At 46.9% G+C, this 16,429-nt stretch carries 10 protein-coding genes and 2 tRNA genes; 4 read left to right on the top strand and 8 right to left on the bottom strand.

What is annotated here, in order from left to right; genetic code table 11:
• The first annotated feature begins 56 nt into the window (after positions 1-56).
• Together P3T48_RS01955 and P3T48_RS01950 are read left to right on the top strand one after the other, a co-directional pair.
• Positions 57-3,287 (top strand): SusC/RagA family TonB-linked outer membrane protein, encoded by a 3,231-nt coding sequence (locus P3T48_RS01955; RefSeq protein ID WP_276505420.1) that lies wholly within the window; start codon positions 57-59, stop codon positions 3,285-3,287.
• A 22-nt stretch (positions 3,288-3,309) separates the two neighbouring features.
• Positions 3,310-5,478: a RagB/SusD family nutrient uptake outer membrane protein gene (locus P3T48_RS01950; protein ID WP_276505419.1), complete on the top strand. Its 2,169-nt coding sequence runs from the start codon at positions 3,310-3,312 to the stop codon at positions 5,476-5,478.
• Between the two features lie 545 nt (positions 5,479-6,023).
• On the opposite strand, the gene P3T48_RS01945 is transcribed toward P3T48_RS01950, so the two are convergent.
• The 4 genes from P3T48_RS01945 to P3T48_RS01930 all read right to left on the bottom strand — a co-directional run bounded on the left by P3T48_RS01945 (position 6,024) and on the right by P3T48_RS01930 (position 11,577).
• A complete protein-coding gene (locus P3T48_RS01945; protein WP_276505418.1) occupies positions 6,024-7,595 on the bottom strand; it encodes a pectate lyase family protein in 1,572 nt (523 codons plus the stop codon).
• Between the two features lie 120 nt (positions 7,596-7,715).
• Positions 7,716-10,580, bottom strand: a complete 2,865-nt coding sequence (locus P3T48_RS01940; protein ID WP_276505417.1) for a pectate lyase family protein — start codon at positions 10,578-10,580, stop codon at positions 7,716-7,718.
• A 17-nt stretch (positions 10,581-10,597) separates the two neighbouring features.
• Positions 10,598-10,954, bottom strand: coding sequence for a subtilase (locus P3T48_RS01935; RefSeq protein ID WP_276505416.1), 357 nt, complete (start codon positions 10,952-10,954; stop codon positions 10,598-10,600).
• Positions 10,955-11,504: 550 nt separating this feature from the next.
• Positions 11,505-11,577, bottom strand: a tRNA-Phe gene (locus P3T48_RS01930).
• Positions 11,578-11,755: 178 nt separating this feature from the next.
• Between P3T48_RS01930 and P3T48_RS01925 the strand changes: the two genes are divergently transcribed.
• Positions 11,756-11,828, top strand: a tRNA-Pro gene (locus P3T48_RS01925).
• 62 nt (positions 11,829-11,890) lie between these two features.
• Complete coding sequence (locus P3T48_RS01920; protein ID WP_276505415.1) at positions 11,891-12,781, top strand: ComEA family DNA-binding protein; 891 nt, start codon at positions 11,891-11,893, stop codon at positions 12,779-12,781.
• A 54-nt stretch (positions 12,782-12,835) separates the two neighbouring features.
• On the opposite strand, the gene P3T48_RS01915 is transcribed toward P3T48_RS01920, so the two are convergent.
• The 4 genes from P3T48_RS01915 to P3T48_RS01900 form a co-directional block, all read right to left on the bottom strand.
• Positions 12,836-14,194, bottom strand: a complete 1,359-nt coding sequence (locus P3T48_RS01915) for a sodium-dependent transporter (RefSeq protein ID WP_276505414.1) — start codon at positions 14,192-14,194, stop codon at positions 12,836-12,838.
• A 41-nt stretch (positions 14,195-14,235) separates the two neighbouring features.
• Positions 14,236-15,609: a sodium-dependent transporter gene (locus P3T48_RS01910; protein ID WP_276505413.1), complete on the bottom strand. Its 1,374-nt coding sequence runs from the start codon at positions 15,607-15,609 to the stop codon at positions 14,236-14,238.
• A gap of 139 nt (positions 15,610-15,748) precedes the next feature.
• Positions 15,749-16,243 (bottom strand): CYTH domain-containing protein, encoded by a 495-nt coding sequence (locus tag P3T48_RS01905; RefSeq protein ID WP_022252097.1) that lies wholly within the window; start codon positions 16,241-16,243, stop codon positions 15,749-15,751.
• 32 nt (positions 16,244-16,275) lie between these two features.
• Complete coding sequence (locus P3T48_RS01900; RefSeq protein WP_276505412.1) at positions 16,276-16,425, bottom strand: hypothetical protein; 150 nt, start codon at positions 16,423-16,425, stop codon at positions 16,276-16,278.
• Positions 16,426-16,429: the final 4 nt, after the last annotated feature.

Below are 16,429 nucleotides of genomic sequence, written 5' to 3'. Positions count from 1 at the left end.
GACTAACAAAAAAGAAAACAAACATTTCTTAATGTATAACTAAAAACAAACCATTTATGTATCAACAAATCAAGAAGGGAGCTTTGGCTCTGTCTCTTAGCTTGTGTTGCATCGGTGCATTTGCACAAAAGACCATCACAGGTAATGTGAAGGATGCTACAGGTGAACCATTAATTGGTGTAACTATCCAAGCCGGAAAGGGCGGAACAGTTACCGATATCGATGGTAACTTCAGTCTCCAAAACCTAAAGCCTGGTGACAAGATCACCATTTCCTATTTAGGATGTAAAACACAAACCATCACCGTGGGCAACCAGTCGGCGCTGAACATCGTCATGCAGTCTACCGACAAGAGCCTCGATGAGGTGGTAGTTATCGGTTATGGCACGATGAAGCGTCGCGACCTGACGGGTGCTGTAGCCTCAGTTACAGGTGACAAGTTGGCTCAAAACCCTGTATCCAACATCGCCGAGGCACTGCAAGGCCAGTTGCCAGGTGTATCAGTAACCTCTCAGGATGGCCGTCCTGGTGGTTCAATGAGTATCCGTGTACGTGGTGGTGGTTCCATCACCCAGAGCAACGACCCTCTCTTCATCGTCGACGGTGTGCAGGTATCACGTATTGATGATATCCCTGCAGATAATATCGAGAGCATTGACGTGCTCAAGGACGCCGCCTCAACAGCCATCTATGGTGCGCGTGGTGCCAATGGCGTCATCATGATCACCACCAAGAGCGCCAAGGAAGGCAAGGCACAGGTGAAGTACAACATGTACTACTCTGTAAAGGAGAAGCCTACTACCTACGACACTGAAAGCGCCTACGACTACGTACTGCGCAACTGGAGCTATGCCACCTCTTATGGTGACAAGTATGGCACCAACGTTGCCAAGTATTTTGGTTTGGGCAGCGAGAACGGCAATCACTTGGAGGAATACCGCAACATGGGTACCCACAACTATCAGGACGACCTGCTCAGCAGTTCTCACGCATGGAACCACGACCTGAGCGTCAGTGGCGGTACAGAGCATACCAAGTACTATGCTTCTGTCAACTATACTAATGATAAGGGTTCGCTGAAAGACACTGGTTTCCGCCGTTGGAATGTGAACTTCAAGTTGGCACAGGACATCACCAAGAACCTGAAGTGGAACATCGATGCCCGCTATAGCGAGATGCGCTTCCAAGGCAGCCAGTTCCAGTATGCCACATCTTCTTATGCATACCGACCCATCGACACTCCTTTAGGCGTGGACGACCCATCATTATTGGGTATGGGCGATGCCAACGTGGACCCCAAATACAACCCTGTCAGCATCTATGACAGCTATACACAATACAACACCCACAACCGTCTGCGTGCCACCAACTCGCTTACCTGGACTCCTATCAAGGGACTGACAGGCAAGACCGAGCTTACCCTTGCCCGCAACTGGCGTGAGCAGCAGACCTGGGACGACGGCTACGAGAAGGGCTACAACCATGCCACCCTGGTAAAGAGCAATGGCTACAACGTGCGTTGGACCACCACTGCCAACTATGCCGTACAGGGATTGGGCGAAGACCACAGCCTCGACTTCCTCTTGGGTAACGAGGTTCTTGCCAGCAAGAGCAACTCCACTACTTTCAATGGCTATGGCTATCCTTTAGGATGGGACATGGACACAGCCTTCGGTCAGCTCAACATGAGCCACATGGAGTCTACTTCTCTGAAAGATACCAACAAGTCGGAGATCGGCACACCAAACCACACCCTTTCTTGGTTCGGACGTGTCAACTACTCTTACCTGAGCCGTTACCTCTTCACCGCTACTTTCCGTGCTGATGGTAGCTCTAAGTTCGCACCCAACAACCACTGGGGTTACTTCCCTGCTGCAGCTGCCGCATGGCGTATCTCAGACGAACCTTGGATGAAGGGTACACAAGACTGGCTGAGCAACTTGAAGCTCCGTCTCTCTTTCGGTACTTCCGGTAACGATAATATCGACGCTTCGCTATGGAAGGCTACATGGATAAGCGAAACTACTGAGGTTGACGGCCAACTTGTCAACACCTTCCGTCCTGGCACCATGATGGCCAACCCCGACCTGAAGTGGGAAACTACCATCTCTCGCAACATCGGTCTCGACTTTGGTTTCTGGAACGGTCGTCTGCGCGGTACATTAGACTTCTACTGGAACACCACCAAGAACATCTTGATGATGGTTCCTATTGACACTTCTACTGGTTACACCTACCAGTTCCAGAACGTAGGTAAGACTTCCAACAAGGGTATAGAGCTTGCCCTGAGCTACGACATCGTCAACAAGAAGGACTGGGGCTTGACATTCGGCATGACCTACAACTTCAACCACAACAATGTAGACGAACTCTTCGACAACGTATTGGCAGACACCCATACCAACTGGGGATCACAGATGCGTATGCCATACTACGACTACGTCATCCGCAAGGACAATCCTGTAGGTTTGGTTCAGGGTTACAAGTCATTGGGCTTCTACACTGTTGACGACTTCAACGTAAGCGCCGATGGTGTATGGACACTGAAGGATGGCATTCCAGACAATACAGTCTGCAACTATTCTGCAGGATGCGCCAAGGCTTACAAGCTTCCTGCTGGTCAGAAGGCATTCCCTGGCATGTACAAGTTTGCCGATGTAGATAATGACGGCACCGTGGCTTCTAACGACGTTACCATCATCGGTAAGACCAAGCCTGAGCATACGGGTGGTTTCAACATCTCTGGACGTTATAAGAACTTCGATCTCAACGCCAACTTTGCTTATCAGATTGGTGGCGACGTTTACAACGCCAATGCTCTACACGACATGATGGGTAACAAGGATACTGGCTTCGGCTCTGCACGTGTTTCCGAACTGGCAGACTGCTGGAAGATGTATAATGTAGACAACAATGGTAACCTCTATGCCGTTACCAACCCTGACGAGCTCCGCACCCTGAATGCAGGTGCCAAGTATGCCTTGCCATACTGCGAGTACGGTCTGGTAACCAGCGAGTTCATTGAGGACGCTTCTTATCTGCGCCTCCAGAACCTCTCTGTAGGCTACACCTTCCCTAAGACATGGATGAAGCCACTCGGCATCAGCAACCTGCGCATCTATGCCACTGTTACCAATCTCTTCTGCATCAAGGGCTATAGCGGAATTGATCCTGACGTCAACACAGACTTCAACGCTGGTGGCAACGGATTCCCTACCCCTAACTACGATTACCAGGCTTATCCTAAGACTCGCTCTTGGACATTCGGCCTCAACTTAGCATTCTAATCTATTAAAACTGAATATTGACATGAAAAATAGATATTTATATATAGCTTTATGTGCGGCAGGCCTCCTCTCTGGTGCCACCTCATGTAACGATTATCTGGAGACAAGTTCACCATCCACTGTTGATAAAGAATTTGTATTCTCCACCACCACCACAAAATGGGCAGCCTTGGAAGGTGCCAAAAAGTCCATGTTGAATGCCTACACCCTGCAGGTTTTTGGTAGCGGACTTTATTATGCTGCTGATATAGCAGGTTCCGACATCATGCGCCACCCAGAGGCTCACAACAACCAGTTGGGACGCCATATTCCTGAAGGCCTTTATAGAAATGGTACCGAAGTAGGCAACTACAACCTCCTCATTTATCAGAAAGAGGGAACAGATGGAGCATACGGTGCGCTGTTTGATGTCATCGGTAAGTGCAACGCCATAACCTCAGCCTTCGAGGAGGAAGAAGGATTCAACGAGATGATGGCACAGACAAAACCTACCGACGAGAGTCAGATTTATGGCGAGGCTGTAGCACTGCGTGCCACCTGCTACCGCGAACTCATCAAGTACTTTGGCGATGTGCCTTGCCCTGCCGAGTTCGGCAAGCCTGCTGGCGGTATTGCCTCACGCGACTCTATCTATGATGTCTGCATCGAGCAACTCAAGAAGGTGGAACCACTGATGTACGTACTGGGGGCTTGCCCTCACTACACCGCCAATGCCAAGAATTACTATTCACGTACCTACGTCGACGGACTCATTGGCCGCATGGCTCTGGAGGCAGGAGGCTATCAGACTCGCCGTGGCGACATCAAGCGAGTAGATGGTCAGGGCAATCCTCTCACCTTCGAGACCATGGGAACAGCTAACGCTGGTGCAGAATATGGCCGCCGTTCAGACTGGCAGGATCTTTACAACACTGCCAAGACCTACTTCAAGAAAGCCATCGATAATTCCGGAACAGCCATATTCCACGATACCGACCCACGTGAGAAAGACAATAAGGGACGCGTATTCGGCAACCCTTACCAGTATTTCTTCCAGCAGATGCACGAGGCTGATGTAACCTATGCAGACGAAAGTATCTTCGAGGTTCCATACACCCAGGGTTCTGATGGTGGTGTGACCACACAGAGTGAGCGCTCTTATTGTTTAGGTCGTGCATCAAGCGGTGGCGGTAAGAACGCATATCCTTGCAAGGCTTACGGTCAGGGACGTGCCAACCCAGCCTTCTACTATGGCGAGTTCGACCCCAAGGACTTGCGTCGTGACGTATGCTTCACGGTTACAGGTAGTACAGGTAAGGGTACGGAGACCCTGATTCCTCTCGTACCTAACTCTAAAGCTGCTGGCGGTGGTATCTGCTGCAACAAGTTTGATGAGAATCGCCAGGCAAAGGTATGGACCAAAAACCAGCGCCGTTCGGGTATCAATAGTCCTTACATGCGCCTGTCTGAAATGTACTTGGGCTATGCCGAGGCTTGCGCCGCACTCGATGCCAACAGTGCCGAAGCCAAGACATACCTTACCAAGATACGCAACCGTGCTTTCCGCACACCAGCAGAGGCCAATGTGGATGGTTTTATCGCCAAGGAAGGCTCTCTGCTCAAGGCTGTCATCGATGAGCGCGGCTTCGAGTTTGCAGGAGAGGGCGACCGTCGTTTCACTTTGATTCGTACTGGTCTGTTGCCAGAGAAGATTCGTGAAATCAAGGAACTCACCCGCAGAATGCTGGATGGTCTGGAGTCTAATGGTTATTACACCTTCGAGAATGGTAACACCATCTCAAGCTATATCTATACCAAGAGCGTGGATGCCAAGACTGAGAAAGGTTACCGACTGACAGCACAGTGTCCAGAAGGAAAGGAAAACGACCCAGTACTCTATCCTTCATGGCGCGGCCAGAACGACAAATGGGAGGCTTACGGCTTGGATTACAAGACAGATACTCCTTTAACAAACGTCGCTATCAAGGGCTTGTTCAACAAGCTTTCTGCAGAAGAGGAGACTGCTCTTGAGGCAGATGGTTATGAGAAGGTAAACTGGGGTAAGGACCTTGCAAACTATGATGACGAGTACTACAAGTATCTCTTCTGGGATTACGACTATGTAAAGGCTCCTATCTATCTCTGGCCTCTCACTCCTAACATCTTATCATCTGGTGGCTTCGAGAATGGCTACGGCTTTAAGAACAAATAATACGAGCATTCAAGAAAGAAGAAAGAAGAAAGAATAAACTTAGAGTTTATAAAAAATCATCAGGCGGGAGGACGCAACAGGCGTCTTCCCGCTTTTCTTTTGTCTCTGTCAATACTTGGACATTACTATAGGAAGCCTCTGTCAATTATAATTGCGCTTCGTTTTCCCCTAAAAAAGCGCATCGTCAGCTATCAGTAAATAAGGTACTCCGCAGAGCATCACACTTGCGAACAAAGGTATTAAACTACCTCAGTTCGGGATAAGGTCGATTCCGAAGGCGTAAAGCGATAAGACATCTGCTATCCACGTGTTGCTTTTTTAAAAAATAGAAATACGCAAAAACCCTTCACCATTCATTTTTCCCTCGGAATCTCCTGTGTTTATCAGTGTTTCAAGGGGGAAATGACAAGGTGAAGGGTGAAGGCTTTTTGCGTAATCCATTAAAAAATACTGATTACCAACTGAAGTTTCGCAAGTTTTGCCCCACACGCCATGAAGGGGCAGAAGCTCTTAGCCCGTACTTAAAGCACTTTGTGAAAGTTCAATTACATATTCACAACTTTCTTGACGGATACATGGCCTTGAGCGTCGGTAGCCTTAACGATGGTGATGCCATGACAGGGAGCAGACAGGCGCTTGCCAGAGAGGTCGAAGTACTCAGCCTTGGCTGTCAGAGCAGCAGCATAATCGAACATTTCGATGCCAGTAGTAGAGGCACCAGACATTTCCTTTCCTTCTGCATCATAGGTCTTGGCAGTGCTGTAGTTCTTGATGGCATGATCGAACTCGGCTATATCTATTGTTGGAATCTCATTGGTATAAGCCTTCCAGATTTCTACCTTGCCTGCGCCAGAATACTTCTCGCAGATGGCAGGAACATCCACTGTCTTGTCGAGATAATGCTGGATGTAAGAGGATGTGGTTTGAGTAGGAACCCAATCTGTCTTGGTTACAGGAAAAGACTTGCTAATCTTAGCGCCATCAATATTGGTATAACCTTCCATCAAGTTGTTACAGCCCTTGTAGATACAATCATAGCCTTCAACTTTAGAGATATTCAAGCTACCACCTCTATCTGAGCGGATAGGCGACTTCGTATCTTCGAAATAGCAACCTTCTTCGTATGCCACAGCTCCTGTACGGATATCCCAGCCATCCTCGCAACCACGCATATAGTTATTATAATAATGTACATGACCACCACGCTGGAGAGGAAGACGGGAGCCTTCTATCTGATCAAAGAAATTATGATGGAAAGAGATGGTGCGGCAGTTCTCATAAACATCTGAATCACCCTTACCCCACAAGCAACTCTTGTCATGGTCGTGGAAATAGTTATAGCTGAATGTCATCCACTGCACATTGTTCTTGCAGTCGAGCAAACCATCGTAGCGGTCTTTATTGGCAGCATCACCATTGAAGAACTCACAGTGGTCAATCCAGATATGTCCACCCCAGTTGGTCTTGGCACTTACCTTATCTGCCTGGATTCCGATGCAGTCAGGGTCGCCCACTTCTACTTGTGCACCATTACGCCAAGCCACAATCTTATTTTCACCAGTTCTGAGCACAGGTACACCCTTCATGGTGAAACGACAGTTACGGATAATAATGTTATCAACCGACTGCATCACGAAGGTGATATGAGAAAAGAGAGGAGCCTTGCCTGTTGCAGGGTCCACCACACCAATCAAAGTCTTGTTAGGGGCTACCATAATGCGCTCACCATAGACAGACTCCACGCCAGACTTACCACTCTGGTCGTCAAGCAAACGACCAGTACTCAGATCATCCACATAGCACTTGATGCCTGTAGTAATATCATGATCTACGATAACAATATATGGGTCAGTTGCCTGGAGATAGGCCTGTAGTTCAGAGAAAGTATTGGCCTTTACGACCTTACCACCAGCACCACCAGTGGTACCACCAGCACGATACCAATTAGAGCCTGCCACACCTTCGTAGGCTGCAAAGCCATCAATAGAGAAATCACGACCATCTTGTGTCTGCGCATTTGCCATCATAGAGAAGCCACAGAGCAAAGCAGAAGCCAAAAGGGTTTTACGACAAACAGCCTTGAACTGTGCAGAAACGGTAGTGTTAATTTGTTTCATTGTAGGATTAGTTTTTGATTTATTTTTGTTTTGAGAAAAAAGGGCTGTCCTCATCACGAAAAGACAGCCCTTAGTTTGTTTCATTTTATATATCTTTCCTCATTGAGGAAAAAATGTTTATTATTCTGTTACAGGTACAAGTTTAATGAGAGCGATTGCGGAAGAATCACCCTTTGTAATCTTATGAGCGCCAGCCTCAAGTACAACTGTTGTAGGAGCTCCTGCCTGCTTCACACCATCTACCTTTACATTAGTTTTTGTACCAGAAGTACCATAATATACATACAGAGTCATCTTCTGAGATGTGGTGAAAGAAACTTCTGTATTAGATTCCATCTTAAGACTTGCAGAATAAGTAGTACCTTCGATAACAGTATCTTCTACTTTTACATTCTTAGCTGAACCTGTCAAAACAAATGCACTATTAGAAGGAACAGCCTCTTTTCCGTTCGCAGTAAAACTACAAATTACTGTACCCTCAATAGGAGTTACTGTGCTGCCACCTTCTGTACCACCAGTAGAGCCGCCTGTGCTACCACCTTCGCCAGAACCAGAGCCTTCGCCAGAACCAGAGCCACCTGTCTCGCCACCTTCTGTAGAACCACCTTCGCCAGTTGCATTGCTATCACCGAACACTTTAACAACACCAGAAGTATAAGCATCAAGAATGCTTGCCAAAGCAGGCCATGGCTGCTGGTGACCATTTGTTACGACTGTCTCATCAGGAATAACGAAATCAATATCACCATGATTCAAACGACCTGCGCCATAGAAGCCTTCTACAATAGCAGGAACATCTTCTGCCTTATCTGCAGCGTATGCATACATGAGGCTTGAGTTGGTATCGAAGTTGTTGTAAGAAGTACCACCTACCAAAGTCTTTACGCTTGAAGGAACCTGCTCACTTGGGGCAGAAACCTCGTATGCATCAAAGCTTGTATTATTGTCTGCGTATGTGATATAGCTGAAGTTATCAGGTTTGTTGACAAATACATTGCCGTACGCTTTAATCAAGCCACCTTTCTCACCAGAGAAAGTACCATCACCCATAGCATCAGTACCCTGCAAAGAGCTCATGATAGGACGCTTAACAGCATCAAAGTAGTTAGACTCCATGAATATACTTGAACCACTGGTTGCACCAATACCATAAACATCACAATGCTGATAGTAGTTGTTGTACATGTGAACACTCATGGTACGAACGCGAGCCATACGAGAGTCTGAATGGTCGAACCAGTTGTGATGATAAGTAATCCAGTTTTCACCAGTCTCACTCTTCATACCACACATAGAAGCCTTACCATTATCCCAGAAGCGGTTGTAAGCTACAGTAACATACTTAGAATCGCCCTTGATATCTACAGTACCGTCACCCTTAGCCTGGTCGGCAGCACCACCCTTCTTGCCATAGAAGAGATCCATGTTGTGAATCCATACATGAGAGTTATCAGTATCAAGAGACATAGCATCATCCAGGCAACGCATGATAGCAAAGTTACGGAACTCTACACTCTCAGCCTCTCTAAGCAAGAAGCCGAAGCCATATACGGTAGCATCATCACCAACACCTTCGAATGTCATATTCATAGTAGCTCCCTTAATCTGCAAACCTTCTGCAGAACTTGAAATGTGATCCAAATCAGAAAGACTAACCTTACCAATGATACGGAATGCGATAGGAGTTTTATCCTTACCTTTAGAATAAGCATCAATAATAGACTGAAGACCAGTAATAGTCTCTGACTTACCTGTATTGACGGTTGTAGAAACTGTCTTAGCGGTCTTGGCTGTAATATACAGCACCTTAGCACCAGCCTTCAATGTACCATCATTATTATAAGCACCTACACCATCATACTTGAAATGAGCAAAGCCCTCACGGTTGTAGCTCTTTACTACCAAGTTAGAAGCAGTATTGGCACCAGCAATCTCTGTACCTTCAGCATTGACAGGGACAACCTTTACAGAATAAGTACCAGCCTTCAAACCGAGAACATCAGCACGATAGTAAGAAGCATACTGACGAATCAGCTGAGCATCAATCTTCTTGTCATCTACATATACATTATAAGAAGAAGCACCCTCGAATGGAGCCCACTTCAGGTAGGCAGACTCCTGCCAGCCCTTAGCCTCAGTAATCTGAATCACACCTGCAGGATTGTCAACATCACCACTTTCGCCCTGATCGGCCTTTTTAGCAAAGCTGATGGCCTGAACAGAAGCATCATATTCATCATTTTCAGCACCTGACTTAGGAGCAATGATGGTCTTATCACCTTCGAACTTCACACTTGTCAAGTCTGCAGTATTATAATACTTCACATCACCCGACTTGGTGGTAACATACATCTGATTGACCTTGCTGTTACGAGCAACGGCATTGGTAATTTTGTCGGTAGAACCAGGAGTAACGGTAGATCCGCCACCTACTGTCTCAACCTTGATGCTGTAGATGTACATACCACCAACATTTGTGGTCAAAACAACATCACCATCAGCAGTTACCGTTCCGACGTTTGTTACTTTATCTGCAGAAGTAGCATTAAAAGAACCAGAAACAGGAGTAATGTTTGTTGCATTCAAACCACGAGCAACGTCAGTTTTACCAGTACAGCAACTAACAGTTACTTTCTGACCAGCCTTCAAACTTGGAATAGTCAATACAATTCCGTTTCCATTCAATTCCAAACGAGAATTTCCATAGTTCAAACGCACCTTAGCCTTTCCTTCATCTTTTGTTGTAGGAGCACCAGCAGTAAACTTCAAGCCCTTAGCATAAGCCAATTCTGAGCCATTTGCTACAAGAGCTTCATTCTCCAAAGCTAAGGTATAGCAATAGCGATCGGTTCCCAATACCCAATTAGCATCAGCTGCACATAAAGCCTTATCAGCCTCACTCATGGCACCAAATGTCCATGTCTGTGCCATGGCAGCACTCAAACTCATCAAGAGGAGTGCCAAAGTAAATACCATTTTCTTCATTTTACGTTCCTCCTTTTTTACTTGATGATTACTTTCTTACCATTCACGATGTAGATACCCTTGCTCAGGTTCTGGGTAGAAGTACCCACAAGCTGGCCATTGAGGTTAAACACTTTGCCTGCAAGAACCTTGTTGCTTGTCTCAATGTTGCTGATACCTGTAGTGATATAAGCAAAAGAAAGTTTCACAAGCGACATGTCTTGAGTCTCAGTAGTCTCATCGTCGTAAGTAAGAGTTACATTGTCACCATCGAAGGTGATTTCTTTGACGGTCTTGCTAACCTGCGAGCCGTCGATTGTTACGGTTTGCTTGTTGTCTGCCATCACAGCAGTAGACAAAAGCGCTCCTAACAACATGAAGTACATTTTTTTCATTGTTTTTAGCATTTAGTAGATTTGTTGTTTTAAGTATCTGCTGCAAAATTAAAACAAAATAATAAAGGACGGATACGTTTTCGTCAAAAAAGCTACGCAAACGTTTTCAGAAGTGGCGTTCTGACAATTTATCATTCACCAAGGCAAAAGACTATCAAAATGGCACAAAAAGGAACAAAATTAACCCAAAGAAACTGTCGCTTATACTGGAAAAATCTTGCTCTTATACTATATAAATGTTTTGTTTAGCCTAGAATAATCTCCGTTCCGTGATACGGAACCGCCATTCCGTGATACGGAACGGCCGTTCCAAAGTACGGAATGCACATTCCGTATCACGGAACGGAGATTTATCTACAGAGACAGAACAAATTCATAATGAACAGAAAACAATTTGTATAGTATTAAAGTAACTACTTATGGCTAAGGGGGCGCTGAGTTGTTACAACTTCCGAGGAAAAACAACAAAAGGAGCGTAAGAAATCTTTTGAGCACTTTACTTGAAGAGAAACAAAAAAGCTGACTCTCGTAAGAAAGTCAGCCTTTTGTGTGGTACCACCAGGAATCGAACCGGGGACACAAGGATTTTCAGTCCTTTGCTCTACCAACTGAGCTATGGCACCATTATAATTTATGCCTCACAAGGCGGGAAGCCTTATTTGCGGGTGCAAAGGTAACATTTTATTTTGGTTCTTGCAAATATTTCAGCAACTTTCTTTCAAAAAAGCAAAAAAAAGACATATTACTTGGACTTTTCATCCTATTTTCTTACCTTTGCATGAGGTTTTAGAATAAACCTATCGGGATTTAGCGCAGTTGGTAGCGCACTACGTTCGGGACGTAGGGGTCGGGCGTTCGAGTCGCCTAATCCCGACTTTTATGAGAAGTATATTTTATCTTCAACGCAACGATCGAAACGCAATTATCGTCATATTGATGATAATAGCTATCATTTGCTCACTTATTATCTTCATCGGAGGCGAGGACGACGGTTCCCACCAGGGAGTTGCCGACTCTACCCTCACCCAGCACCCGGAACGCGTAGACAAGGAACATCCTTTATATTATAAGGTAGACGAAGAGATACACGAAGTTTTCGCCTTCGATCCCAATACAGCCGACAGCACCGACCTGCTCAGGCTGGGGTTGCAGGAATGGCAGGTGAGAAACATCTACCGTTACCGTGCCAAGGGTGGTATCTACAGACGACCCGAAGACTTTGCCCGTCTTTATGGTCTCACCAAGAAACAATACGAGACCTTACGCCCCTATATAATAATAGGTGAAGACTACCGACCAGCATCCGACTACTACGGACAGCAAAAAGACTACGCTTACAACCGACAAGCGAGAGAAGAAGGGAAAACGGAGAAAGGCCAAGCCACTGGCGAGAAGACCGAAGAGAAGATTTACAGTTATCCACAGAAGTTGAAAGCTGGCGAGCATGTCAGCCTGAACTCTGCCGACACCACCGAACTGAAGAAGATTCCAGGTATCGGAAGCGCATACTCGCGTGCCATCGTGAGATACCGGGAGCGTTTGGGTGGATACGTCAATGCCAACCAACTGATGGAGATTGAAGGTTTCCCTGAAGAGGCGCTGTCATTCATGCAAGTAGAGAAAGACAAGATAACGAAACTGAAGATCAACAAGCTCTCGATGAGTCAGCTTCGCCGACATCCCTATCTCAACTTCTACCAGGCACGCGATATCTGCGACTATCGCCGACTGCATGGTCCCATTAAGAGTCTGCGGCAATTATCGCTCCTCAAGACTTTTCCTCCTGCACAGATAGAACGTCTGGAACCTTACGTGTCGTACGAATAAGATGCGGATTTGGTTCACGTAAAATGCGAAGATTGACGAATGACAGGCGAAGCGTTAAAGTACGCCCAACTGATGCAGGAAAATAATGAGGATGCAAAGAGGGCAGACGAAACGAACCATGAAAAGATAAACGCCAAAGAACCTGCCACGAAGGGTTGACCAATTGGTAAACTCGTCATGCACTACCTTCTTAGGAATATACCATCCCACAAAGATACAGGTGAAGAAAGAAGCCATCGGCATGAGCCATTGTGCCGTAAAATTGTCGCAACAGTTGAGAAACGACTTGCCAAAGAAGGTGAGTTCGGGAGCCGCACCACAAGACAAGGCACAGAAGATACCTATCACACAACAAGCCACCGTCTCTATCCAGGCTCCACCACGGCGGGAGATATGCATCTCCTCATAGAAGAAAGCCGTACCTATCTCGTGCATGGAGATGGTAGAGGTAAGCGCCGCCAACACAAGCAGGGCATAGAAAAGCACCGAGATGACATAACCCACCACAGGCATGGAAGCAAAAGCCTCATTGAACACATTGGGCAGGGTGATGAAGATAAGCGACGGACCGCTGTCGGGCTGCACGCCCACGGAGAATGCTGCAGGAAAAATCATCAGTCCAGCCAGAATGGCTATCAGCGTATCGAGGAAAGCTATCTGTGTGGCAGTTTTGAGAAGATTGGTCTGACGGCTGAAGTAGGAGGCATAGGTACAAAGGCAGGCCGTGCCAAGACTCAGCGAGAAGAAAGCCTGTCCCAAAGCCTCTATCATCACATTCGGGTCTACCTTAGAGAAATCGGGCTTCAGCAAGAACTCCACACCCTTCCAGGCTCCCTGCAAAGAGCAGGAAGCAACTACCAGCACCACCAACAGCACAAAGAGCAGCGGCATCAGTATCTTGGAAGCACGCTCTATACCATTGCGTACACCCTTGACCACGACCACATGAGTCAGCAGGATGAAGGCGATGGTCCACAAAGTGGGCCGCACCGCATCCGAAGAGAAAGAGGCAAAGTACTCCTTTACGAAATTGGCATCGCCCTGCACCTCGGCCATGATGCTGGCATAGAGATACTGTAGGCACCAGCCAGCCACCACCGCATAGAAGCCCAGGATAATCATTGAAGTAAAGACACCCATGTAGCCGATAACGCCCCAGGGCTTGCCGTTGGAAAGATTCTTATACGACCGCGCAGCATTGGCAGCAGAATGACGACCGATGATAAACTCAGCCACCATGCCGGGAATGCCCAACATAAAGATACACACCAGATAGATAAGAATGAAGGCTGCGCCACCATTCTGCCCTGTCATATAGGGAAAGCGCCATATATTGCCCAAGCCCACTGCCGATCCTGCCGTAGCAAGGATCACGCCCAACTTGCTGCCAAAGCTGCCTCTGCTGTTTTCCATTTTTTCTTTTTTTATACGGTTGATATGATTGATTTACCCCCTTACAGAATGCCTTCGAGAAGTCCCAACTGATTGAGGAATACCAAAAGGATGAGTACTGGGCACACGAAACGCACCAAGAACAGATAGACGAAGAAGAGATTTCCCTTCAATGTTCCCCAGTTGGTAAACTCGTCCCTGACCAGCTTCTTGGGCACATACCAGCCTACGAACAGACAGGTAAGGAAGCCTGCTACAGGCAGGAACACCTGCCCCGTGACAAAGTCGAACCAGTCGAACAACGACTTGCCGGCAAACGTGAGCGCATCTGTAGCCCCTAAAGACAGCGAGCAGAAAGCACCTATCACCGCACAAGACACGGTGACAATCAAAGCGCCACTCTTGCGGCCTATCTTCAGCTCCTCATAGAAGAAAGAGGTGTTGACCTCATGGAGTGACATGAGCGATGTAAGAGCCGCCAAGGACAAAAGAACATAAAACAACAGCGAGATAGTCCAGCCCAAGACAGGTACTGCGGCAAAAGCCTCATTAAACACATTGGGCAGGGTGATGAAGATGAGCGACGGGCCACTGTCGGGCGAAACTCCCACAGAGAAAGCCGCAGGGAAGATCATCAGTCCGGCAAGTATCGCCACCATGAAGTCGATGACCGATATCTGCAGAGCTGTCTTGAACAGATTGGTCTGTCGGCTGAAATAGGAAGCATAGGTACAGATACAACCCATACCGATGCTGAGCGAATAGAACGACTGCCCCAAGGCACCCAAGAAAACGCCGTTGTCCACCTTGGAAAAGTCGGGCTTCAGCAAGAACTCAACGCCCTTTCCGGCATTAGGCAACAGGCAGGCTGCCACCACGATGATAAGCAGGAGGATGAACAAGACGGGCATCATGATCTTTGACGCCTTCTCAATACCTCCACGAACACCATGGATAATCACAAAATGACAAATCAGAAAGATGACTACCGTCCACATGACAGGCCGTATAGGATCGGCAGAGAACTCCTTGAAGTACTCTGCCACAAAGGTTGGGTCGCCATGCAGCTCGCCCATGATGCTGGCATACACATACTGTAGGCACCAGCCCGACACGACGGCATAATAGCCCGTAATAAGGAAACCGGTAAGCACCTCCAAGTAGCCCACCCACTTCCATGCCTTTCCTTTCGACAGCTTGGTATAGGCACGGGCTGTATTCGAAGCACCATGACGGCCTATGATAAACTCGGAAATCATACAGGGAATGCCCAAAAGGAGCACACACCCTATATAAACCAAGATGAAGGCAGCACCACCTTCCTGGCCTGCCATATAAGGAAAGCGCCATACATTGCCTAAACCTACAGCACCACCTGCAGTAGCAAGAATCAATCCTATCTTGCTACCAAAACTACCTCTATCTAATTCTGTCATTTTTATCCTTTCTCTATAATACGACTGCAAAATTATAAAATATTTTGCATATAAACGTATAAATTGAAAGTAAAAATGCGAATTGACTACAAAAAGGCAACTTGATGCTAATAGAGCAAGGTTACTTAATCAGTATAAACTATTCTTCCGGCAGACTGTCACGCCACTTGCAGAAGGGATTGACAAGCAAATGAGAATTGTAAAAACGTTTGTCGCCCGTCACCTCACGACCTATGAAGTCGGGCTTCTCGTAGGCCTCATCCTCACTGCCCAGTTCCACCTCTGCCATGACCAGTCCCTGGTTGTCGCCATAGAACTCGTCGACCTCAAAGACATGATTGCCACTCTTTACCAGATAGCGACGCTTGTCGATGACGCCACCCTGGCACAACTGCAGCAGATGCTGTGCCTCGTCGAGCGTGATTTCTTTTTCAAACTCATAACGCGTCATGCCACCATTCACCGACTTACCCTTGATGGTAAGGTAAGCCTTGTCGTCGCGTGTGCGCACTCTCACCGTAGCTCCCTGCGCAGGGATATAGCCCTGCTGAATATGACTATCAGAAAAGGCGGCGCTCTTGTATGCGTCGCCTTTCTTGACAAGGAACTTTCTCTCTATTTCCAGTCCACTCATTTTTTATTTCTGTTATGTCAGGATATGATCCGTTACACGATAGTAGCCGAATAGATGGCAAAACAAATGGCCAATACTATCAGCACGAAAAATATCCACTTGATGATTCTCTCACCCTTTTCAGCCTGCTTCTTCTCGTAAGCAGCATGCTTTGACTTTCTTAATTCTTTATTACTACTCATAGTC

This window comes from Segatella intestinalis (genome assembly GCF_029348455.1).
Lineage (GTDB): Bacteria > Bacteroidota > Bacteroidia > Bacteroidales > Bacteroidaceae > Prevotella.
This window is presented reverse-complemented; position numbering and strand designations above follow the sequence as displayed.

Excerpts from the sequence above, each read along its gene's own strand:
- P3T48_RS01910 (WP_276505413.1), bottom strand. The coding sequence starts at position 15,609 with ATGACAGAATTAGATAGAGGTAGTTTTGGTAGCAAGATAGGATTGATT.
- P3T48_RS01955 (WP_276505420.1), top strand. The coding sequence starts at position 57 with ATGTATCAACAAATCAAGAAGGGAGCTTTGGCTCTGTCTCTTAGCTTG.
- P3T48_RS01950 (WP_276505419.1), top strand. The coding sequence starts at position 3,310 with ATGAAAAATAGATATTTATATATAGCTTTATGTGCGGCAGGCCTCCTC.
- P3T48_RS01920 (WP_276505415.1), top strand. The coding sequence starts at position 11,891 with ATGATAATAGCTATCATTTGCTCACTTATTATCTTCATCGGAGGCGAG.
- P3T48_RS01915 (WP_276505414.1), bottom strand. The coding sequence starts at position 14,194 with ATGGAAAACAGCAGAGGCAGCTTTGGCAGCAAGTTGGGCGTGATCCTT.
- P3T48_RS01945 (WP_276505418.1), bottom strand. The coding sequence starts at position 7,595 with ATGAAACAAATTAACACTACCGTTTCTGCACAGTTCAAGGCTGTTTGT.
- P3T48_RS01900 (WP_276505412.1), bottom strand. The coding sequence starts at position 16,425 with ATGAGTAGTAATAAAGAATTAAGAAAGTCAAAGCATGCTGCTTACGAG.
- P3T48_RS01905 (WP_022252097.1), bottom strand. The coding sequence starts at position 16,243 with ATGAGTGGACTGGAAATAGAGAGAAAGTTCCTTGTCAAGAAAGGCGAC.
- P3T48_RS01940 (WP_276505417.1), bottom strand. The coding sequence starts at position 10,580 with ATGAAGAAAATGGTATTTACTTTGGCACTCCTCTTGATGAGTTTGAGT.
- P3T48_RS01935 (WP_276505416.1), bottom strand. The coding sequence starts at position 10,954 with ATGAAAAAAATGTACTTCATGTTGTTAGGAGCGCTTTTGTCTACTGCT.